Source organism: Roseibium sp. LAB1, assembly GCF_054658235.1.
In genome coordinates this window covers 413,604-434,348 of record NZ_BAAGIB010000001.1, presented here as the reverse complement: position 1 = coordinate 434,348, position 20,745 = coordinate 413,604, and the positions used below count along the sequence as shown (strand labels likewise).

Genomic DNA, 20,745 nt, shown 5'->3' with positions numbered 1-20,745 from the left:
GGTTCCTTAGGCGTAGAGATCGGCAATGGTTTCCTCGCCGATGGCGAAGGCGGTTGAGGCGCCGCAACCGGCCGTGACAACGACGATGCGGGTGGCATCGTCCGGCGCATCGGTGAAGCGCCAGCGGTCGGGGGCCGAGGCATAGGTGCCGATCCAGGTTTCCGAGATATCATAGGGGCCGAGATCGAGGATCGTCTCCATCTCGTCCAGGATCAGATCGTTCACGGTCTTGTCGATAAAGGGGTCCGGTGTCGGGCTGTAGTGGTGGCTGTCGCCGACAACAAGGCTGCCGTCTTCGGATTGCACCACGATCAGGTGGATGCCGTTTTCCCGGTGTTCCCTCATGTCCGTGTCCAACCGGGTTTTCAGCGGGGCGGCCTCGGGCAATTCCGCATAACCGAGATAGCGGGCAAGGCCGAGATCGGACATGACGGCGGTGCCAAGTTCAATCCGCTTGCGAGGGGCCACGCGCAACATCTGAAGTTTGCAGCGTGTAACGTCGTAGGAGGTGATCCTGTCGGCAAATAGCGTTGTGCTATCGTCACCGGGACAAATGATCACCGTTTCAGCGTGAACCGTTCCGCGCGAGGTTTTCAGTCGCGGTGTCGCGACCGAGTTGACGCTTGTCTGCCAGAGAAAGTCGACCTGGTGAACTTCTTCCAGCCAGTTGGCAATCTGTGGAAGAGCATCTTTTGATTCTACTCGCACTTCCAGAGGCGAATAAAGGGCGCAGGTGATCGTTTCCTGCTTCAGCCGGGGAACCTTGAGGGAGGCTTCCGCCGGGGTCAAGCGGAGGCAGTCCGCACCCATTTCAGTCTTCAGAAAGGCATCGATGACGGCTTCCGATTCCGGCAGCCGTGCAGTCACGGTCAAGCCTTCATGCAGCAGCCGAATACGCGCGCCTTTGGCAACGTCCGCCCAGATCTGCCGGCTGCGTGATGCTTTCTGCCAGCAATCGCCTGCCTGCTGTCCGGTTACGGTCACGAAGCCGAAGTTGCGGATGGATGCGCCGTTGGCGTAGCTGTCGCGATCGATCACGACAACTTTCTTGCCATGCCTGGCGGCGGCCAGTGCGTGTGCAAGCCCGACGATTCCCGCCCCGACGATCGCAAGGTCATATGATCCCTGTTTCATTCAGAAGGTCTCTGGAACAGTGTTGGTGGTGTCCGAAGAACGTGTCGTGCGTTTTTATCGCAGGCGATGGAAACGACATCTACGGACTGCGGTTAGGGTGTCGGGATCAGAAAACACGGTTGGTTTGGAAGGTCTATGAAAATAAGATATGTATAAGTTTTTGTTATGAAGTAGGTGGTGACGTCAATCTATCATGCATTGCGTAAGCGGTTTCGAAAAGCTTCGACGGCGGCCACCTTGCCCATGTCTTTCTGCCAGACGCAAAAATGATGTGCGTTGAGGCTGGTGTCGTCGATCTGCACGGCGACACAGCCGTCGCGTTCGGTAATTTCTGCTTCCAGGGCAACACCGATGCCCGCACCGGATCTGACTAGTGTTGCAATGGAGCCCCAGGAACCAAGCGCAAGTTTGGTCTTGGGTCTGACGCCGGCAAGCGTCGCGGCTGCTTCGAACAGGCGCCGTGTGCCGGAACTTCCCTCTCGCTGGAGGAGGGGAAGTTCGGCGATGTCCGCCCATGTGACACTGTCTTTGCCGGTCAATGGGTGCTGGGGAGGGGCTGCCAGAACAATGCGGGTCTTGATGATCAGGTCACCTTCAAGGCCAGCCGGAATCTCTCTGCCGGTGATGAAACCGATATCGAGGCCCCCATTTTCAATCAGGTCGACGATATCCTGGCTGGCAAGAGCGCGCGCTTCGATGGTGATGGTCGGGTGTCTTTCCATGAATGACGAAATCTTCGGGATGGCGAGCTGATAAGTGGAATAGCCGATCCTGAGTTCTCCGGTTGCCAGTGTGCGATGGCGAGAGAGTTCGATTTCCAGATCACCAGCCAATGCCAGGACGGCCCTGATACGCGGCAGAAGGTCTTCAAGGGCCGGGGTCGCGGACACTGAATAGCCAGTTTTTATCAGGAGTTTCGTCTTGAAGCGGGTTTCCAGACCCTGAATGTGGTTGGAAATCGAGGGCTGGGAGACGCCGATTTCCCTGGCTGCTTCCGTGAAACTGCCGGTACGCACCACTGCTTCCAGTGCGCGCAGTTGCGCGAGGCTGAGATTGCCTGTCGTGCGGACCGGTTCCTTTGTCACGAGGGGTCAGGCCGACAGATCGGCGACAGGAGCCCGGCAGGTGCCTGTCTGTTCCAGATGATGAGCGACGCGGAGCGCCAGATCCTCACGCCATGCCGGCGCGATCACTTGAACCCCGATGGGCAGCTTGGCCCCCTCAAGCCAGACCGGTACCGTCACTGCCGGAAGGCCGATGAAGGAGATTGGCTGCGTGAACAGGCCGATGTTCGGCCGGGCCGGCATGGTCTCGCCGCCGATCGTGAAGGTCTTGGTGCCGGATGGCAGGGCCGGGAAGGGCGTTGCCGGAGCCAGCAGAACGTCGACGTTTTCGAAGATCTTGCGGAAAAGGTCACGGAACCAGCTACGGAAGCGCTGGGCCTGCTGGACCCAGATTGCCGGCACCATGGTTCCGGCCAGGAAGCGGTCACGGGTCTCCGGATCGAAATCCTGGGGTCGGTTCCTGATGCGCGAATAATGCAGGGTGGAACCTTCTGCGGCGGTAATGACATAGGCCGCGGCGCGAGCGCGGGCTGCTTCCGGAATATCAATCTCCAGGCTGGCGCCAAGGGCCCTTGCGACAAGATCGACGGCATCGAGAGCATCGGGAAGAGCCTTTTCGCGAAAATATCCGCCGGCAACTGCGATGCGCAGCGGGCCGATATCCTCCGCAAGCCTTGCGTGGGTTTCAATTTCCGGATGGTTTGCCTGAGCTGGATCTGTCGGGTCATAACCCTGCAGAACGTCGAAAATCAGCGCCAGGTCCTCGGCGGAGCGGGTTAGCGGGCCGAGGTGGTCCAGACTGCCGGCAAAGGGATAGGTGCCGGCGCGGCTGAGACGCCCGTAGGTCGGTTTCAGGCCGAACAGGCCACAGAAGGAAGCAGGCACGCGGATGGAGCCGTTGGTATCGGACCCCATGGCAAGTGGCACCATGCCGGCAGCAGCGGCTGCGGCGGAGCCGGAGGATGAACCGCCGGTCATATGACCGGTGTCGTGTGGATTGCGGCAATTGCCGTCATGTGCGCTTTCGCCGGTGAAATCGTAGGCGTATTCGCCCATGTGGGTCGCGCCAACAAGAACCGCCCCGGCCTCTTTCAGTTTTCGCACCAGCGTGGCGTCGGACGATGCCGGCGGGTTTTCACGATTGATCTTCGCTCCGGCGCGCGTGGTCAGGCCTTCGACATCGTAAAGGTTCTTGACCGCGTAAGGCACGCCTGCCAGCGGCAGGTTGCGGCCCTCGGCAATCGCGTCATCGACGGCACGTGCTTCCATCAGTGCGCGCTCGCTCAACACATCGGTGAAGGCGTTGACCCTGGGGTTGAGGGTCTCAATTGCCTGAAGAGCGGCGTAAGCAACTTCCAGTGCCTTGATGTCACCGCTGTTGATGGCAGTTGCGGTCTGAACCGCCGTGCGGGTGTTCAATTCGTTGCTGTCACCGCTCATGGGACATAGACCGGTGCGGTTTCGTCATGATCATCCAGCGGAAAGCTCAGAACGGCATCGGCGGCTTTCTCGATCGCGGCAATGTGCATTTCCACAACCGGGCGCCAGTCTTCTTCGATTGTCAGCCCCAACATCTTTTCCATGTGGGCCACATGCGCCGTGGGCTCAAACGTGTCCGCCATCCCGCTGTCCTTTATCCCAAATTTTCTCAATGCATCTTTCAAAGCCTGCAAGGCCGTGTCCAGAGAAGATTTTGCCTTTTGTCACCTGATGTTCCGGCCGCCCGTTTTCATCGCGCCGGGGCTGGTCAAGAATGACGGCCCCCAGCCGGATTGTTGCGACGCAGCATTTTTGTTGCATAAAAATTAGCCCTGCGCATAATGTCGGCATGAGCGGCGGGCTTTCCATTCTGGTTATAGACGACAACAAGATCCGTGCCTCCATCATCGAGCAGGGATTGCGCGATGCTGGGCACGACAAGGTCATTCTTGTGCACCAGATGGAAGGGCTGGTCCGTCAGATCGCGGATATCAATCCGGACGTGATTGTCATCGACCTGGAAAACCCGAATCGGGACCAGCTCGAGCATATGTTTCAGGTGTCGCGCGCGGTGCGGCGGCCCATTGCCATGTTCGTCGACAAGTCGGACAGCCATTCCATCGAGGCTGCTGTCGATGCAGGTGTATCGGCCTATATCGTCGACGGGCTGAAGCGAGAACGGGTCAAATCGATCCTCGACATGGCCATCAGCCGTTTCCGTGCGTTTTCCAGGCTAACAGAGGAGCTGGAGGAAGTGCGCTCTGAACTTGCAGACCGGAAAACCATCGACCGTGCCAAAGGCATCCTCATGAAATCGAAGGGGCTCAGCGAACAGGAGGCCTACGACCTTTTGCGCCGTACGGCCATGAACCAGAGCCGGAAGATCATCGACGTGGCGCAAAGCCTGGTGATCGCCAGCGGATTGCTGGGAGACTGATGTGATGACAACAAGAACGACCGGACGGGGAGAGGCGGCCAATCAGGGGACTGGAGGATCATGGACACGAACTTGAAACCCGTTATTGCCGGTTTTATTCCGCTCCTGGACAGTGCCGTCGTCGTGGCTGCCGCCGAACTTGGTTTTGCCGAGCAGGAAGGCATTGCGCTGAAGCTTATCCGTGAAACGTCGTGGGCCAACATTCGCGACCGTATTTCCGTTGGGCATTTCGATGTGGCCCACATGCTGGCGCCAATGCCGATTGCCTCCAGTCTCAACCTGACCAGTCTCGCGGTGCCGATGCTTGCGCCCATGCTTCTTGGATTGGGAGGCAACGCCATAACGGTGTCGAATGCGCTTTGGGCGGAGATGACTGCAGTCGGGGCGGATCCTGACGGCGATCCGGTATCAACCGGCGCGGCGCTGGCAAGGGTGATCGCTACCCGGCAGGAGGCGGATGCGCCACTCCTGCATTTCGGCGTGGTCCATCCCTTTTCAGGCCATGCATATGAATTGCGCTACTGGCTGGCGGCGGCTGGCATAAATCCCGACCGGGATGTCGAGATTACCGTGCTTGCGCCGCAAGTCATGGCTGATGCACTGGCAGCGGGGCAGCTTGATGGCTATTGCGTCGGCGAACCCTGGAACACGGCGGCCGTCGATGCGGGCACGGGTCGCATTGCGACCTACAAGCAGGCGATCTGGCCGGACAGTCCGGAGAAGGTGCTTGGCGTTACACGCAAATGGGCCGAAGCCAATCCGGAAACGCTGGCCGCGCTGATGCGGGCTTTCTCGGCTGCTGCCGACTGGTGCGCCGATCCGCAGAATAATGTCGAGTTGGCGGACATTCTGGCCAGGCCGGATCTTCTTGGCTGTCCCGCCGAGATTTGCCTTGCTGCATTGTCTGGGCGGATCACGCTCGGGCCAGGGGTGGTGAAGGTCGTTCCGGATTTCCTGACCTTCTCGGGCGGCGTAAAGGCGGCGCCCATGCCGGTGCATGGCAAATGGTTCTACGAGCAGATGGTGCGGTGGGGTCAGGTTGAACGCTCCGAGCAGGGAGAAAGGGAAGTGGAGGAGATCTTCTCCCCTGGTGCCTATCTGTCGGCTCTGGATCTCGCGGGCGTCTCGACGGATGTGGCGATCGAGATGTTCGACGGAGTGCGGTTCTAGCCGCCGAAAAAGTCCGGTTCACCAGGTGCTCGTTTGCGCTGCATTGCACAAAAAACATTCAACTGCCTGCGAACTTAGCCGATTAAAAATGCAGTGGATGTGCAGGCTCTGAAACCCCTGTTTTTGTAAGTGTCTATAATCAAGAGGAAATTTCATTTACTCAAAACTGGCACGCTTCGTGCTTTTAGCTGGGTGAGGCCAACGTAGGCCTACCAGATATCGCACTCACTGCCGGGTGCACAGGCAAAGCCGCCGATCTGAACCGCATGGGAATTCCTCCCGCGTGCTGGTTCGGTCGGCGGCTTTTTTATTGCTCCTGTGCCCGGTTGAAGACGGTGCAGGACGAAAGAGGGACAGGACGCGACAATGAAAAAGACCCTGAATTTTACTCGCCGAACCGCACTGGGTGCCCTGATGGCCGCCACCGCACTGGTGTCCGCTTCCAGTGCTTTTGCGGAAATGCTGGACGTGGAAAAGGACGAACTGACTTTCGGCTTCATCAAGCTGACAGATATGGCCCCGCTCGCTGTTGCGTATGAGCTTGGCTATTTCGAGGAAGAGGGGCTGTTCGTTACGCTTGAGCCACAGGCGAACTGGAAGGTTCTTCTCGACCGGGTCATCACCGGTGAGCTGGACGGGGCTCACATGCTGGCGGGCCAGCCGCTGGCGGCCACCATCGGTTTCGGCACGAAGGCGCACATCGTTACCCCTTTCTCCATGGACCTCAACGGCAACGGCATCACCGTTTCCAACGAAATCTTCGAGATGATGAAGCCGCATCTGGAAATGCAGGATGACGGCAAGCCGGTCCACCCGATCAAGGCCTCCGCGCTGAAACCTGTCGTCGACAAGTTCAAGTCCGAAGGCAAGCCGTTCAACATGGGCATGGTCTTCCCTGTTTCCACCCATAACTACGAGCTGAGGTACTGGCTGGCGTCCGGCGACATCAACCCGGGCTTCTATTCAAATTCCGATATTTCCGGCCAGATCCAGGCAGATGCGCTGTTGTCCGTGACGCCGCCGCCGCAGATGCCGTCAACGCTCGAAGCCGGCACCATCTACGGCTACTGCGTTGGCGAACCCTGGAACCAACAGGCTGTTTTCAAGGGGATCGGTGTTCCGGTCATCACCGATTACGAGATCTGGAAGAACAATCCGGAAAAGGTCTTCGGTCTTACGCAGGAATTCACCGAGCAATACCCGAACACGACGCTCGCACTTACCAAGGCGTTGATCCGGGCGGCCAAGTGGCTGGACGAGAACGACAATGCCAACCGTATGGAAGCTGTCGAGATCCTGTCCCGGTCGGAATATGTCGGCGCGGACAAGGAGGTCATCGCCAACTCCATGACCGGCACCTTCGAGTACGAGAAGGGTGACAAGCGTGATGTTCCGGACTTCAACGTCTTCTATCGCTACTTCGCGACCTATCCCTACTATTCCGACGCTGTCTGGTACCTGACCCAGATGCGTCGCTGGGGGCAGATCTCAGAGTACAAGCCGGACAGCTGGTACGAAGAGGTCGCCAAGTCCGTCTACCGTCCGGACATTTACCTGAAAGCCGCAGAACTGCTGGTCGAGGAAGGCCATGTGGCCAAGGAAGATTTTCCCTGGGACACGGACGGTTACCGCGCACCGACCCCGGCCGCGGACATCATCGATGGCATTCCCTACGACGGCAAGCAGCCCAACGCCTACATCGACAGCCTTCCGATCGGCCTGAAGGGCAAACAGGTAGTCGACGGCAACCAGGTCGTGGGCGGCTGATTTCCCCTCAACTGGAGCGGCGGACGAGCAGCCCCGCCGCTCCCTCTTTCTCATTCGATACGAACCGACAGATTTCGAACAAGGATCGCCATCATGGCCAATGCCGATACCGCAGGCAGTCAGGACCTTGCCCGCGCCGCGCGACGGGAAAAACTCTTCACACGGATCAACAAGGCCGCCGGCTGGCTGGACGCACTCGGCCTGTCCTGGACCGTGCCGCTTCTGAAAATCGCAGCGGGTGACAGCCCGAGAGAACAGTTGGGTGAACTGAAGCGCGTACTCGTGATCCCGCTTCTGGGGATCGCTGCCTTTCTCGTGCTCTGGGGGGCGCTGGCGCCGCAGGTGCAGACGTCACTTGGCGCCGTTCCCGGGCCCGCAGCGGTCTGGTCCCAGGCGGTCAACCTCTGGGACGACCATGTGCGCGAACGTGAAAAGGCGGATGCCTTTTACGAGCGCCAGGACCAGCGCAACGCGAAATACGAAGCCGAAGGCAAGACCGACAAGGTCAAGTGGCGCGAGTATACCGGCAAGCCGACCTATATCGACCAGATCGGAACCTCGCTGAAGACAGTCGGCCTTGGCTTCCTGATTGCGACGCTTATTTCGGTGCCCCTCGGGATTGCTTCGGGTCTGTCGCGCTCCTTCAACGGTGCCATCAACCCGCTCATTCAGATTTTCAAGCCGGTGTCACCGCTGGCCTGGTTGCCGATCGTGACGATGATCGTGTCGGCAACCTACGCCGATCCGGTGGACTGGCTGTCGAAGTCTCTTCTGATTTCGGCGGTTACCGTCACGCTGTGTTCCATGTGGCCGACGTTGATCAATACGGCACTTGGTGTTGCCTCCGTCGACAAGGACCTGATGAACGTTGGCCGGGTCCTGCAGCTTCCCACCTGGAAGACCGTCACCAAACTGGTGCTGCCGTCTTCACTGCCGCTGATTTTCACAGGGCTTCGCCTGTCGCTGGGCGTGGGCTGGATGGTCCTGATTGCTGCGGAAATGCTGGCGCAGAACCCGGGGCTTGGAAAATTCGTCTGGGATGAATTCCAGAACGGGTCTTCCCAGTCACTGGCCAAGATCATGGTGGCTGTTCTGACCATCGGCGTCATCGGTTTCATGCTCGACCGGCTGATGTTCGCCCTGCAGCGTGCCTTCACATTCTCGGCCAACCGATAAGGAGACGGATATGTCCTTTCTGGAAATTTCCGGTGTCTCCAAGTCCTACGGTGAAAATGCCACCCGGACGGATGTGCTGGACGACATCAACCTGAAAGTGGAAGAAGGCGAGTTCATTGCCATTGTCGGATTTTCCGGCACCGGCAAGACCACGCTGATCTCTCTTCTGGCCGGCCTCATCGAGCCGGACAAGGGCGGCATCATCTTCAAGAACAAGGAAATCAACGGACCGCACCCGGATCGCGGAGTGGTGTTTCAATCCTATTCGCTGATGCCGTGGTTGTCGGTCTTCGGCAATGTTGCGCTGGCGGTCGACAGCGTTTTCAAGAAGAAGAGCTCGGCTGAGCGCAAAGCCATTTGCGACAAGTATATCGGGATGGTCGGTCTGGGACATGCCAGGGACCGCAAGCCTTCGGAACTTTCCGGCGGCATGCGCCAGCGTGTGGCGGTCGCCCGGGCTCTTGCCATGCAGCCGGAGTTGCTGCTGCTGGACGAGCCGCTGTCTGCGCTCGATGCGCTGACCCGCGCAAAGCTTCAGGACGAGTTTGCCGCGATTTGCGAGCAGGAAAAAAAGACCATCGTCCTCATCACCAATGATGTCGACGAAGCGATCCTGCTGGCCGACCGGATCATTCCGCTGAAGCCCGGTACGCCGGCAACGCTTGGACCGGAATTCAAGGTGCCGTTCAAACGGCCACGGGACCGGGGTGAGCTCAATCACGACGATGATTTCATCCGTCTGCGTGCAGATATCACTGAATATCTGATCGAGGCGGGCGCCGAGCGTGGGGCAGATCTGGAACGGGACATCGTCCTGCCGGACATCGTTCCGATCACCCAGCGTCCCGGAAAAGCCTCGGGCAAGTCTTCAGGCAAGTCTTCAGGCAATGCCGAGGACAAGCTGCCGTCGGCCTACGAGCGCGCGGCAGGGTCGGCAATCGAAGAACGTTATCTCGACTTTTCCCAGCTCAAGAAGGTCTATCCGACGCCGAAAGGGCCACTGACTGTGGTCGACGGGTTCGATCTCAAAATGAAAAAAGGTGAGTTCATCACCCTGATCGGCCATTCGGGTTGCGGCAAGTCGACGGTTCTGTCGATGGTGGCCGGTCTCAACAAGATCACGGAGGGAGCCATTGTTCTCGATGGCACTCACGTGACCCAGGCAGGCCCTGACCGGGCGGTGGTTTTTCAGGCGCCGAGCCTGATGCCCTGGCTGACGGCGTATGAGAACGTCGAGCTGGGTGTCGACAAGGTCTATCCGGATGCGTCCCGCCAGGAGAAGCGGGACGTGATCGAATACTACCTCGGCAAGGTCGGCCTCTCCGACGCCATGTACAAGGCGGCATCCGAGCTTTCCAACGGCATGAAGCAGCGTGTCGGCATTGCGCGGGCCTTTGCCCTGTCGCCGAAACTGCTGCTGCTGGATGAGCCCTTCGGCATGCTCGACAGTCTGACCCGCTGGGAGCTGCAGGACGTCCTGATGGACGTCTGGAAGCGCACCCAGGTGACAGCGGTCTGCGTCACGCACGATGTGGACGAGGCCATCCTGCTCGCCGACCGCGTGGTGATGATGTCGAACGGGCCCAATGCCCGCATCGGCAACATCATGGAAGTGGATCTGCCGCGACCACGGTCGCGCAAGGAACTGCTCGCCCACCCGGATTACTACGCCTACCGCGAAGAGCTTCTGGACTTCCTGGAAGCTTATGAGGGCGGCGCCGATCCGAGCGAAGACCAATTGAAATCCATCCAGGAAAAACGCGCTGCGCGCATGGCACGGCAAAAGGCCGTGGCCGAAGCCGCCGAGTGACGTGCAGGAGGGAAACCTGAAATGAGCAAACAGAAACTTGTCGTCGTTGGTGCCGGAATGGCGTCCGGCCGCATGCTCGAGCATCTCTTTGAAAACGCTTCCGACGCATATGACGTCACGCTTTTCGGGGCTGAGCCGCGAGGAAACTACAACCGCATCATGCTTTCACCCGTTCTGGCGGGCGAAAAGTCCTTCGATGAGATCGTGACACATGATGCAGACTGGTACCGGCAGAACGGCGTGAACTGCCGCTTCGGAGAAACGGTCACCGGGATCGACCGCAACAGCAAGACAGTCCGGACAGCGCAGGGCGAAACCCCTTACGACAAGCTGGTCGTCGCAACCGGTTCAGCCCCCTTCATCATTCCGATTGCCGGCAAGGATCTGCCCGGTGTGCGGGCGTTCCGGGACCTTGATGACGTAGACGCAATGGTTGCGGCGGCGGGCAAACCGGACGCCAAGGCCGTCGTGATCGGCGGTGGTCTGCTCGGGCTCGAAGCCGCCGCAGCCCTCAGGTTGCGAGGCATGGAGGTTGTCGTTCTCCACCTGATGGGGCATCTGATGGAGCGGCAGCTTGATCCCGCAGCCGGCTTCCTTTTGCAGAAGGAACTCGAAGGCCGGGGCATCAAGATCCATTGCAAGGCGCAGACAAAGGCCATCCTTGGAGAGGGGAAGGCCGAGGCTGTCCTTCTGGAGGATGGGACGGTCTATCCCGCCGATCTCGTGGTGATGGCAGTCGGCATCCGGCCAGAGACACGCATCGCGACCGATGCCGGCATTCTGGTTGACCGGGGGATCGTCGTTGACGATCAGATGCGCAGTTCGGATCCCGACATTCTGGCGATCGGCGAATGCGTCGAACATGCAAAGACCTGCTACGGCCTGGTCGCACCGCTTTATGATATGGCGAAAGTCGCGGCCAAGACGCTTTGCGGCGATGAAGCAGCGTTCCGGCCGGTGGAAACCGCCACGCAGCTCAAGGTTACGGGGGTCACGCTCTATTCCGCCGGCGATTTTGCGGAAGGCGATGACCGCGACGAGATCGTTCTGCGCGATGCCTCAGCAGGGGTCTACAAGCGCCTTGTGCTCAAGGACAACAAGATCCTCGGCGCTGTGCTCTACGGTGAAACATCCGATGGCGGCTGGTTCTTCGATCACTTGAAAAAGGGAACCGACGTCTCGGACATGCGCGAGACGCTGATTTTCGGCCAGGCCTATCAGGGAGGAGCCCCCCTGGACCCTACGGCGGCCGTTGCAGCCTTGCCGGATGATGCAGAAATCTGCGGCTGCAACGGCGTTTGCAAGGGCAAGATCGTCACGACGATCAGGGAAAAGGGACTGACGACGCTGGATGGTGTGCGGGCGCACACCAAAGCGTCGAACTCCTGCGGCACCTGTACCGGACTGGTCGAGCAGCTGATGCAGGTGACCTTGGGCGATGCCTACAACCCGGCGGCGGTCACGCCGATGTGCGGCTGCACCTCGCTGGGCCATGACGAAGTGCGCCGGCTGATCAAGTCGAAGGAGCTGAAATCCATTCCCGCCGTGATGCAGGAACTGGAATGGACCACCTCCGGCGGCTGCGCCAAGTGCCGGCCTGCGCTCAACTATTACCTGGTTTCCGACTGGCCCGATGAATATGCGGACGACTACCAGTCCCGTTTCATCAATGAACGCGTTCACGCCAACATTCAGAAGGACGGCACCTATTCTGTCGTCCCGCGCATGTGGGGCGGCATGACGTCTTCCAAGGAACTTCGGGCAATTGCCGATGTCGTCGACAAGTTCAACATTCCGGCGGTGAAATGCACCGGTGGTCAGCGGATCGACATGCTGGGTATCAAAAAGGAAGACCTTCCGGCTGTCTGGGCGGATCTGGGCAAGGCCGGTTTCGTCTCCGGTCAGGCCTACGCTAAGGGCCTGCGGACCGTGAAGACCTGCGTCGGGACGGATTGGTGCCGCTTCGGCACGCAGGATTCCACAGGCCTTGGCATCAAGCTGGAAAAATTCATGTGGGGGTCCTGGACACCCGCCAAGCTGAAGATGGCCGTCTCCGGCTGTCCGCGCAATTGCGCGGAGGCAACCTGCAAGGACATCGGCATCATCTGTGTCGACAGCGGCTTCGAGATCCACTTTGCCGGGGCCGCCGGTCTCGACATCAAGGGTACGGAAGTTCTCGGACTGGTGAAGACCGAGGATGAGGCAATCGAGCATGTTGCGGCGCTGACCCAGATGTACCGCGAACAGGGCCATTACCTGGAGCGCATCTACAAGTGGGCGAAACGCATCGGGTTCGACGAGATCCGGCGCCAGATCATGGACGATGCGGCCATGCGCAAAGCCTATTTCGACCGCTTCGTTTTCTCCCAGAAATTCGCCCAGGTCGATCCGTGGTCGGAGCGCGTCTCCGGCAAGGACAAGCATGAGTTCAAGCCGATGGCTGTTTTGACGAAGGAGGCTGCCGAATGACCGCCGACATCCGCAACTGGGTCCATATCGGCACCCTTGAAGACATTCCTAGGGAGGGAGCCCGGTGCGTGAAGAACGGCGACATGACCATCGCCGTCTTCCGCACCGCCAAGGACGACGTCTTCGCACTGGAAGACAAATGCCCGCACAAGAACGGGCCTCTCAGTCAGGGGATCGTGCACGACGGATGCGTGACCTGCCCGCTGCACAACTGGGTGATTTCTCTGGAGACCGGTGCCGCGCAAGGGGCTGACGAAGGCCGCACCGCGGCTTTTCCGGTCCGTCTCGAGGATGACCGCATCCTTGTCGATCTTTCCTATTCCCACGAAGCCGTCTGAACGGCGGAGCACTCTCGCGAAAGGATTTCAGATGTCATACGTAACGCCACAGGAATTTGCCTCGAAAATGATCGACGCGGGCGAAGCGAAAATTTTCATGTCCACCAAGGACACGCTTATCCGCGCCTATATGGCTGGTGCCATCCTTGCTCTTGCGGCCGCCTTCGCGGTGACCATTGCGGTCAATACCGGCAACTTCCTGGTTGCCTCGATCCTGTTTCCGGTCGGCTTCTGCATGCTCTATCTGCTGGGCTTCGACCTTCTGACCGGCGTGTTCACGCTGGCGCCACTGGCCGTGATCGCAAAACGTCCGGGCTGCACCTGGGGCGGTGTCTTCCGCAACTGGGGCCTGGTCTTTACCGGCAACTTCGCCGGTGCCCTGACCACCGCCGTTTTCATGGCGATCATCTTCACCATGGGCTTCAGCCAGGAGCCGAATGATGTCGGCCAGAAGATCGGCAAGATCGGCGAAGCGCGAACCCTCGGCTATGCCGCCGCCGGCTGGGCGGGTCTGCTGACGGTCTTCATCCGTGCCGTGATGTGCAACTGGATGGTGTCGACCGGTGTCGTCGCCGCGATGATGTCCAACTCGGTTTCCGGCAAGATCATGGCCATGTGGATGCCGATCCTGGTGTTCTTCTATCTCGGCTTCGAGCACTCCATCGTGAACATGTTCCTGTTCCCGTCCGGCATCATGCTCGGCGGCAACTTCACTTGGTTCGACTACTTCGCCTACAACGAAATTCCGGTCGTGGTCGGCAACCTTGTCGGCGGGCTGACCTTCGTCGGCGGCATGATCTATGCCACCCACTACAAGACCTCGCCTTCGCGCAACGCCGGCTACGAAAAGGCGCCGGCGACTGCACCTGCCGAATGACGGCTCGGCTCCGCCGCCAACCGGCGGCGGAGCAATTCATCCGGAGGAACCTTTTCCCGTGCTGATGCAAGTCCGCCCTACCGCCCTGAGCGTCGAGACCGGCCAGTGTTCGGCTGCCGGCCGGAAAGCCCTGAACCAGGACTTCCACGGTGCCATGGTGCCGGAAGGCGCAATGCTGGTGCACAAGGGTGTCGCGCTTGCCATCGCGGACGGCATTTCCTCCAGTCCGGTGGCGCATGTTGCCGCCGAAGCCGCCGTTAAATCTTTCCTTTCGGACTACTACTGCACCTCGGAAGCATGGTCGGTGAAAACGTCGGCCATCCGCGTCATCTCTGCTGCCAACTCCTGGCTATACGGGCAGACAAGGCAGGCAGCCGAGCTGGACAAGGGCCATGTCTGCACCTTTTCCGCCTTGATCCTGAAGGGCCGCAAAGCGCATCTTTTTCATGCCGGGGACAGCCGCATCTGGAGACTGTCCGGCCAGAGCCTTGAACAACTGACCGAAGATCACACGGTCCGGATCTCGGAAACGGAATCCTACCTGGGACGAGCCCTTGGCCTTGGTCAATCTGTCGATCTCGATTATGCCGTGCTCGACCTTCGGCCGGGCGATGTATTCGTTCTGACCACTGATGGTGTACACGGGGTTCTGCGGGTGAGAGACCTGGCTGCCGCTGTTCTTTCAGCCGATGATCTTGATCAAGCGGCGAACATGCTTGTCGAACAGGCCTTTGCTGCCGGTAGCGACGACAATCTTACCGTACAGATTGTCCGGGTGAACGAGATTGCGGAACCGGGTGCGGGAGATCTCCTGAACGGCGAGGGTACGCTTCCGCCTGCACAGCTGCCGAAGGTTCCAGGCGCTTTCGAAGGCTTCAGACTGTTTCGGGGTCTCCATGCGACCAGCCGCAGCCACATCTACCTTGCCGAAAACGAAAAGACGGGTGAGGCTGTCGCTCTCAAGTTTCCGTCACTCGATATGCGAGGCGACGAAGACTATCTGCGCCGGTTCGCACTCGAGGAATGGGTTGCCCGTCGAGTGGCCTCTCCGCATGTGTTGAAGGCCGCGTCCTATCCGCAGGACCGTCAGACGCTCTTTCTGGCGACGGAGTTTGTCAACGGCCAGACCCTGCGCCAGTGGATGACAGACAATCCGCATCCGAGCCTTGAAACGGTACGGGGGATCCTTGACCAGATCGCCAGAGGCCTCCGGGCGTTTCACCGCAAGGAGATGGTTCACCAGGACCTGCGGCCCGAGAACATCATGATCGATACCTCCGGCACGGTGAAGATCATCGATTTCGGATCGGTGCGGATTGCTGGTGTCATGGAAGCGGCTCCGTCGCTCGACAAGGGCGAAATTCTCGGCACCCATCAATACACCGCACCGGAAGTGTTTCTCGGGTATCTCGGCACCGAGTTCAGCGACCAGTTCTCACTCGGCGTGATCGCCTATGAGATGCTGACCGGCCGCTTGCCTTATGGCGCCGCCGTTGCCCGGGCCACCACTGAAAAGGCTCAGTCGGCTCTTCGTTATCGCAGCGCGACCTCAATCACGGAACGGGTTCCCGATTGGGTTGATGGAGCGCTCTGCCGGGCGGTTCATCCGGTTCCCGGCAGACGCTACGAAGCCTTGAGTGCCTTTCTGGAAGACCTGCGCCGGCCCAATCCGGTTTTCACATCGGACCGGTTCGTGCCGCTGGCGGAACGGGATCCGGTTCGCTTCTGGCAGCTTGTTTCTGCCTCTCTCGCGGTGCTCTGCGCCATTCTTTTCTTTCAACTTTTCGGCAATCCATAGGAGTTCCTCATGTCCGCTCTCACCCGTGAAGACGTCACCAGCATGATCCTGTCGGCCAAGCGGCAGGCCGGACTGACCTGGGAAGGCATTGCCGAAGCCATCGGCATGTCACCGGTCTGGACCCATTCTGCGGCCATGGGCATGAATGCCATGCCGGAAGAAAAGGCCCAGGCTATGACGGCAACCCTCGGCTTGCCGCAGGAAGCGGCGCTGGTTCTGCAGGAAAGCCCGACCAAGATCTGGTCTCAGACCGTGCCAACAGACCCGTGCATCTATCGCCTCTACGAGATCGTCGGCGTCTATGGGCCGACCATCAAGGCACTGATCCACGAGAAATTCGGCGACGGCATCATGTCCGCCATCGATTTCGACATGTCGGTAACCCGTGTGGAGAACCCCAAGGGCGACCGGGTGAAGATCGAGATGTCGGGCAAATACCTTGGTTACAACGCCTGGTAATCCAGGATCCGGGAAAGATGGAATGACCAACAAGACCAAAACGACCCGGACCACCTGTCCCTATTGCGGTGTCGGCTGCGGCGTACTCGCCACCCGGCATCCGGATGGAACGGTGGGCATTGCAGGTGACCCCGACCACCCATCGAACTATGGCCGGCTGTGTTCAAAGGGCTCGGCCCTTGGTGAAACGCTGTCTCTCGATGACAGGCTGCTTTACCCGGAAATCGAAGGCGAGCGCAGCAGCTGGAATGACGCGCTCGATTGTGTCGCGCGCAACTTTCAGGAAGCGATCCGCGATCATGGTCCCGACAGCGTGGCGTTCTATGTGTCCGGGCAGATCCTGACGGAGGACTATTACGTCGCCAACAAGCTGATGAAGGGCTTCATCGGGTCGGCCAATATCGATACGAATTCCCGACTTTGCATGGCTTCCTCCGTTGCCGGTCACCGGAGAGCATTCGGCTCGGACACGGTTCCGGGGACCTATGAAGACCTTGAACTGGCAGACCTTGTTGTTCTGGTCGGCTCCAATCTGGCATGGTGCCATCCGGTGCTGTTTCAGCGGCTTGAAGCGGCGAAGGCGGCAAATCCGGCCCTGCGTGTGGTCGTGGTCGATCCGCGCAAGACAACGACCTGCGCCATCGCGGATCTGCATTTGCAATTGAAGCCCGATACCGACGTTGCCCTGTTCAATGGTTTGCTGTCGTTTCTGGCAGAGGCAAAATGTGTAAATACCAGTTATGTGAATCGCTTCACTGAAGGTTTTGAGAAGACGGTTGAGGCTGCAGAGCCCTGTGAAATCGGCCAGATTGCCGAAAAGACCGGATTGCAGCGACAGGATATCGCTCTCTTCTACAAGATGTTTGCCCGTACCGAGAAAACCGTCACGGTCTACAGTCAGGGCGTCAATCAGTCCGTCGTCGGTACAGACAAGGTCAACGCCATTCTGAACACGCATCTGGCGACGGGCCGGATCGGCAAACCCGGCATGGGGCCGTTTTCCGTCACGGGCCAACCAAACGCCATGGGTGGACGGGAAGTCGGCGGGTTGGCCAATATGCTGGCAGGCCACATGGCTCTGGAAAATGCCGAACACAGGCGGATCGTTCAGGACTTCTGGAAGAGTCCGACCATCGCCGACCGGTCGGGATTGAAGGCTGTCGAGCTTTTCAAGGCCGTGCGGGAGGGCAAAATCAAGGCCCTCTGGATCATGGCCACAAGCCCGGTGGACAGTTTGCCGGATGCGGACGAGGTCGCACTGGCGCTGGAAGCCTGCCCCTTTGTGGTCGTCTCGGAAGTGACCAGAACCGCAGACACGGTTCCATACGCCAATGTGCTCTTGCCTGCGGCTGCCTGGGGAGAAAAGGACGGAACCGTCACCAATTCGGAGCGGCGGATCTCCCGACAACGCGCATTCCTGGAGCTTCCCGGGGAAACCCGGCCCGACTGGTGGCACCTGAGCGAGGTTGCCCGCCGGTTGGGCCATGCAGAGGCCTTTTCCTATGAAGGACCGGCAGCGATTTTTCGCGAACATGCACGGCTTTCCGCACAGGGCAACAACGGTACGCGCGATTTCGATATTGGTGCCCATGGCGACGCGTCCGACGCGGGTTTCGAAACGATGGAACCTTTTCAGTGGCCGCAACCGTCTGGTGCGCAGCAGGCCGAGACGCGGTTTTTTGCCGGGGGCGGCTTCTACACGGAAACCGGAAAGGGGCGTTTCGTTCCTGTCGTCTTCAAGGCGCCGCGTCAGACGGAACGCCGATATCCGTTCGTCCTGAACACGGGCCGGATTCGCGACCAGTGGCATACAATGACGCGAACCGGCAAAACGCCGCGTTTGACAGCTCATTTTGCCGAACCCTTTGCCGAAATACACCCGCGTGATGCCGAAACGCTCAAGGTCGCAGCAGCGGATCTCGTGATGGTGAAAAGCCCTCACGGATCGGTGCTGGTGCGAGCGCTGATTACGGACAGGGTCGGGCAGGGTGAAGTCTTCGTGCCGATGCACTGGACGGATCAGTTCGCTTCCAATGCGAGGATCGACGCCGTCGTTGCCCCGGAAACCGATCCGCACTCCGGCCAGCCGGGATCGAAATTCACCCCGGTCGCGGTGGCACGGGCCGATATGGCCTGGTTCGGTTTTGCCGTGCTGCGTCAACGGCCAGAGAAGGTTGCTGCGGACTATTGGGTTCTTGCACCCATACCAGGCGGCTACAGACTGGAGTGTGCAGGACGGAACGCAGCCGACATTGCAGCTCTTGCAGCTTCGCTCGGTGAGGCGGGTTGTGATACCGCAGAGATTTCCGATGTTGCCCGAGGCTGGTTCCGGCAGGCTCAATGGAAAGAGGACGTGCTGCATGCAGCGTTCTTCTTCTCGTCCTCTCCAGTGGAAGTCTCGCGTCAATGGGCTTGCGGCCTGCTGAGCGGCGAGCCGGTTTCACCGCAGGACCGCGCAAGGGTTCTGGCGGGCCGGGTGCCGGCGGACCGGCCTGATCCAGGTGCGCTCGTCTGTTCCTGTTTCCAGGTCGGATGCAACCAGATCGCGGCTGCTGCCCGCTGCGGTGCGGCCAGCGTCAACGCGATTGGGGAAACCTTGCAAGCGGGTACCAACTGCGGCTCCTGCCGTTCGGAAATCCAGACGCTTCTTGATGATATTGCAAAGGAAAGCCTAGATGACGCCGACATTGCGCAAGCCAGCTGAGGTTAAGAGCCGGAGCCGTTCGGTCCGCGTCGGGCCCCTGGCAAGCCTGCCGCTGTTCTTTCCTCTCGAAGGCCGCAAGGTTCTGCTTGCAGGCGGTACGGAGGCGGCGGCCTGGAAGGCCGAATTGCTGGCAGCCGCAGGTGCGAGCGTGCATGTCTATTCCGATACCCTGGAGCCTGCCTTTGAGAAACTTCTTGCATCCGGCAGCGTCAAAGGCAGCTTCCTCCACATCCAATCCGGCTGGACGGACACAAGCTTTGACGGGGCGGCTCTCGCCATAGCGGATGCGGATAACGACGAGGAAGCAGAAGCGTTTGTTTCTGCTGCCCGGCGCATGGGCGTTCCAGTCAATGTCATCGACAAACCGGCCTTTTGCGATTTCCAGTTCGGATCCATCGTCAACCGGTCGCCAGTTGTCATCGGCATCTCGACCAATGGGGTTGCGCCCATTCTGGGGCAGGCGATCCGCAGGCGCATCGAGACTTTGTTGCCGGAGAGCCTGCAGGGGTGGGCGCAGCTTGCCAGCCGCCTGCGGGAAAAGACACTTTCCCTGCTTGAAGCAGGGGCACAGCGGCGCCTCTTCTGGGAGCGGATTTCAGATTTCGCCTTTTCGGGAAAGTCTGCCCCCGATGGAGAAACCGATCTCGCCAACGCGCTTCTGGAGGACGCCAGGACATCCGCTACGGGGAAAGTGACGCTCGTCGGGGCTGGACCGGGTGATGCCGAATATCTGACGCTAAAGGCCGTGCGGGCCCTTCAATCGGCTGACGTCATCCTGTTCGACGATCTGGTGGACGATGCGGTTCTGGAACTGGCCCGCAGGGAAGCCAGACGCATGTTGGTCGGCAAACGTGGTGGGCGGGAAAGCTGCCGCCAGGAAGACATCAACGACATGATGGTGTCGCTCGCCCGACAGGGCAAACATGTCGTGCGACTCAAATGCGGGGATCCGATGATCTTCGGCCGGGGTGGGGAGGAACTCGACAGGCTCTCGGACGAAGGCATTCCGGCAGTGGTGGTACCGGGCATCACGGCGGCCTCAGCCATGGCGGCGCGCCTTGGCGTTTCGCTGACACATCGCGACCATGCCCAGTCGGTTCGGTTCGTCACCGGCCATTCGCGCAGGGGCGAGTTGCCGGAAACCGTCGACTGGCATGGGTTGACCAACCCTTCGACGACGACCGTCTTCTACATGGGGGGGCGGATGGCGGGCAGGATCAGGGACCGGCTCGTTGCAGAAGGACTGCCAGCGACAACACCCGTTGTCGCCGTGTCGAGTGTTTCCCGCATCGATGAAAAACGCTGGTCAGGGGCGCTGCACGACCTTGAAAACGGTGTCAATTCACTCGGCCTGGAAGGTCCGATGCTGATTGGAGTAGGCCAGGTCTTCCAGGCGGCAGGTCATCAGATCGGGCTGTGTGAGGGGCCTGAATGCAAACAGGACTTTCCTGTGCAGATTGATGGCTTCGGAGATGAAAATCCAGGCAATCGGACACTTGGCAAATCTGCAGCTATTTGATTTGTTTGTTTGACCGGCAAGTCACCTGATGCTCCGATACACTG

At 59.7% G+C, this 20,745-nt stretch carries 16 protein-coding genes; 12 read left to right on the top strand and 4 right to left on the bottom strand.

Going from position 1 to position 20,745, the window contains the following annotated elements; all coding sequences use genetic code 11:
• Positions 1-6: 6 nt before the first annotated feature.
• The 4 genes from ACYQ54_RS02060 to ACYQ54_RS02045 form a co-directional block, all read right to left on the bottom strand.
• Complete coding sequence (locus ACYQ54_RS02060; protein ID WP_460078831.1) at positions 7-1,134, bottom strand: TIGR03364 family FAD-dependent oxidoreductase; 1,128 nt, start codon at positions 1,132-1,134, stop codon at positions 7-9.
• A gap of 191 nt (positions 1,135-1,325) precedes the next feature.
• Positions 1,326-2,219: a LysR family transcriptional regulator gene (locus ACYQ54_RS02055; protein WP_460078830.1), complete on the bottom strand. Its 894-nt coding sequence runs from the start codon at positions 2,217-2,219 to the stop codon at positions 1,326-1,328.
• A gap of 6 nt (positions 2,220-2,225) precedes the next feature.
• The gene (locus ACYQ54_RS02050) at positions 2,226-3,638 is read right to left on the bottom strand and encodes an AtzE family amidohydrolase (RefSeq protein WP_460078828.1); all 1,413 of its coding nucleotides are present in this window, start codon (positions 3,636-3,638) and stop codon (positions 2,226-2,228) included.
• Positions 3,635-3,820, bottom strand: coding sequence for a DUF4089 domain-containing protein (locus ACYQ54_RS02045; protein WP_460078825.1), 186 nt, complete (start codon positions 3,818-3,820; stop codon positions 3,635-3,637). Before ACYQ54_RS02045 ends, ACYQ54_RS02050 begins: the two co-directional genes overlap by 4 nt.
• A gap of 206 nt (positions 3,821-4,026) precedes the next feature.
• Between ACYQ54_RS02045 and ACYQ54_RS02040 the strand changes: the two genes are divergently transcribed.
• The 12 genes from ACYQ54_RS02040 (at position 4,027) to cysG (ending at position 20,701) form a co-directional block, all read left to right on the top strand.
• Positions 4,027-4,614, top strand: a complete 588-nt coding sequence (locus ACYQ54_RS02040) for an ANTAR domain-containing response regulator (RefSeq protein ID WP_152510539.1) — start codon at positions 4,027-4,029, stop codon at positions 4,612-4,614.
• A gap of 60 nt (positions 4,615-4,674) precedes the next feature.
• The gene (locus ACYQ54_RS02035) at positions 4,675-5,784 is read left to right on the top strand and encodes a CmpA/NrtA family ABC transporter substrate-binding protein (protein ID WP_460078824.1); all 1,110 of its coding nucleotides are present in this window, start codon (positions 4,675-4,677) and stop codon (positions 5,782-5,784) included.
• A 366-nt stretch (positions 5,785-6,150) separates the two neighbouring features.
• Positions 6,151-7,551 carry a CmpA/NrtA family ABC transporter substrate-binding protein gene (locus ACYQ54_RS02030; protein ID WP_460078822.1) on the top strand — a complete coding sequence of 467 codons (1,401 nt, stop codon included), beginning with the start codon at positions 6,151-6,153 and terminating at the stop codon, positions 7,549-7,551.
• Between the two features lie 93 nt (positions 7,552-7,644).
• A complete protein-coding gene (locus ACYQ54_RS02025) occupies positions 7,645-8,727 on the top strand; it encodes an ABC transporter permease (protein WP_460078821.1) in 1,083 nt (360 codons plus the stop codon).
• A 10-nt stretch (positions 8,728-8,737) separates the two neighbouring features.
• A complete protein-coding gene (locus tag ACYQ54_RS02020; protein ID WP_460078819.1) occupies positions 8,738-10,537 on the top strand; it encodes an ABC transporter ATP-binding protein in 1,800 nt (599 codons plus the stop codon).
• Positions 10,538-10,558: 21 nt separating this feature from the next.
• Positions 10,559-13,006, top strand: a complete 2,448-nt coding sequence (gene nirB / locus ACYQ54_RS02015; protein WP_460078818.1) for a nitrite reductase large subunit NirB — start codon at positions 10,559-10,561, stop codon at positions 13,004-13,006.
• Positions 13,003-13,344: a nitrite reductase small subunit NirD gene (gene nirD, locus ACYQ54_RS02010; RefSeq protein WP_460078817.1), complete on the top strand. Its 342-nt coding sequence runs from the start codon at positions 13,003-13,005 to the stop codon at positions 13,342-13,344. Before nirB ends, nirD begins: the two co-directional genes overlap by 4 nt.
• A gap of 31 nt (positions 13,345-13,375) precedes the next feature.
• Positions 13,376-14,221, top strand: coding sequence for a formate/nitrite transporter family protein (locus ACYQ54_RS02005; protein WP_460078815.1), 846 nt, complete (start codon positions 13,376-13,378; stop codon positions 14,219-14,221).
• Positions 14,222-14,285: 64 nt separating this feature from the next.
• Positions 14,286-16,019, top strand: a complete 1,734-nt coding sequence (locus ACYQ54_RS02000; RefSeq protein WP_460081644.1) for a protein kinase domain-containing protein — start codon at positions 14,286-14,288, stop codon at positions 16,017-16,019.
• Positions 16,020-16,028: 9 nt separating this feature from the next.
• Positions 16,029-16,478: a cyanase gene (gene cynS / locus ACYQ54_RS01995; protein ID WP_460078812.1), complete on the top strand. Its 450-nt coding sequence runs from the start codon at positions 16,029-16,031 to the stop codon at positions 16,476-16,478.
• Between the two features lie 22 nt (positions 16,479-16,500).
• Positions 16,501-19,182 carry a nitrate reductase gene (locus ACYQ54_RS01990; protein ID WP_460078811.1) on the top strand — a complete coding sequence of 894 codons (2,682 nt, stop codon included), beginning with the start codon at positions 16,501-16,503 and terminating at the stop codon, positions 19,180-19,182.
• Positions 19,154-20,701: a siroheme synthase CysG gene (gene cysG / locus ACYQ54_RS01985; RefSeq protein WP_460078810.1), complete on the top strand. Its 1,548-nt coding sequence runs from the start codon at positions 19,154-19,156 to the stop codon at positions 20,699-20,701. Before ACYQ54_RS01990 ends, cysG begins: the two co-directional genes overlap by 29 nt.
• The last annotated feature ends 44 nt before the right edge of the window (positions 20,702-20,745 follow it).

Excerpts from the sequence above, each read along its gene's own strand:
- ACYQ54_RS02060 (WP_460078831.1), bottom strand. The coding sequence starts at position 1,134 with ATGAAACAGGGATCATATGACCTTGCGATCGTCGGGGCGGGAATCGTC.
- ACYQ54_RS02050 (WP_460078828.1), bottom strand. The coding sequence starts at position 3,638 with ATGAGCGGTGACAGCAACGAATTGAACACCCGCACGGCGGTTCAGACC.
- ACYQ54_RS02045 (WP_460078825.1), bottom strand. The coding sequence starts at position 3,820 with ATGGCGGACACGTTTGAGCCCACGGCGCATGTGGCCCACATGGAAAAG.
- ACYQ54_RS02040 (WP_152510539.1), top strand. The coding sequence starts at position 4,027 with ATGAGCGGCGGGCTTTCCATTCTGGTTATAGACGACAACAAGATCCGT.
- ACYQ54_RS02035 (WP_460078824.1), top strand. The coding sequence starts at position 4,675 with ATGGACACGAACTTGAAACCCGTTATTGCCGGTTTTATTCCGCTCCTG.
- ACYQ54_RS02030 (WP_460078822.1), top strand. The coding sequence starts at position 6,151 with ATGAAAAAGACCCTGAATTTTACTCGCCGAACCGCACTGGGTGCCCTG.
- ACYQ54_RS02025 (WP_460078821.1), top strand. The coding sequence starts at position 7,645 with ATGGCCAATGCCGATACCGCAGGCAGTCAGGACCTTGCCCGCGCCGCG.
- ACYQ54_RS02020 (WP_460078819.1), top strand. The coding sequence starts at position 8,738 with ATGTCCTTTCTGGAAATTTCCGGTGTCTCCAAGTCCTACGGTGAAAAT.
- nirB (WP_460078818.1), top strand. The coding sequence starts at position 10,559 with ATGAGCAAACAGAAACTTGTCGTCGTTGGTGCCGGAATGGCGTCCGGC.
- nirD (WP_460078817.1), top strand. The coding sequence starts at position 13,003 with ATGACCGCCGACATCCGCAACTGGGTCCATATCGGCACCCTTGAAGAC.
- ACYQ54_RS02005 (WP_460078815.1), top strand. The coding sequence starts at position 13,376 with ATGTCATACGTAACGCCACAGGAATTTGCCTCGAAAATGATCGACGCG.
- ACYQ54_RS02000 (WP_460081644.1), top strand. The coding sequence starts at position 14,286 with ATGCAAGTCCGCCCTACCGCCCTGAGCGTCGAGACCGGCCAGTGTTCG.
- cynS (WP_460078812.1), top strand. The coding sequence starts at position 16,029 with ATGTCCGCTCTCACCCGTGAAGACGTCACCAGCATGATCCTGTCGGCC.
- ACYQ54_RS01990 (WP_460078811.1), top strand. The coding sequence starts at position 16,501 with ATGACCAACAAGACCAAAACGACCCGGACCACCTGTCCCTATTGCGGT.
- cysG (WP_460078810.1), top strand. The coding sequence starts at position 19,154 with ATGACGCCGACATTGCGCAAGCCAGCTGAGGTTAAGAGCCGGAGCCGT.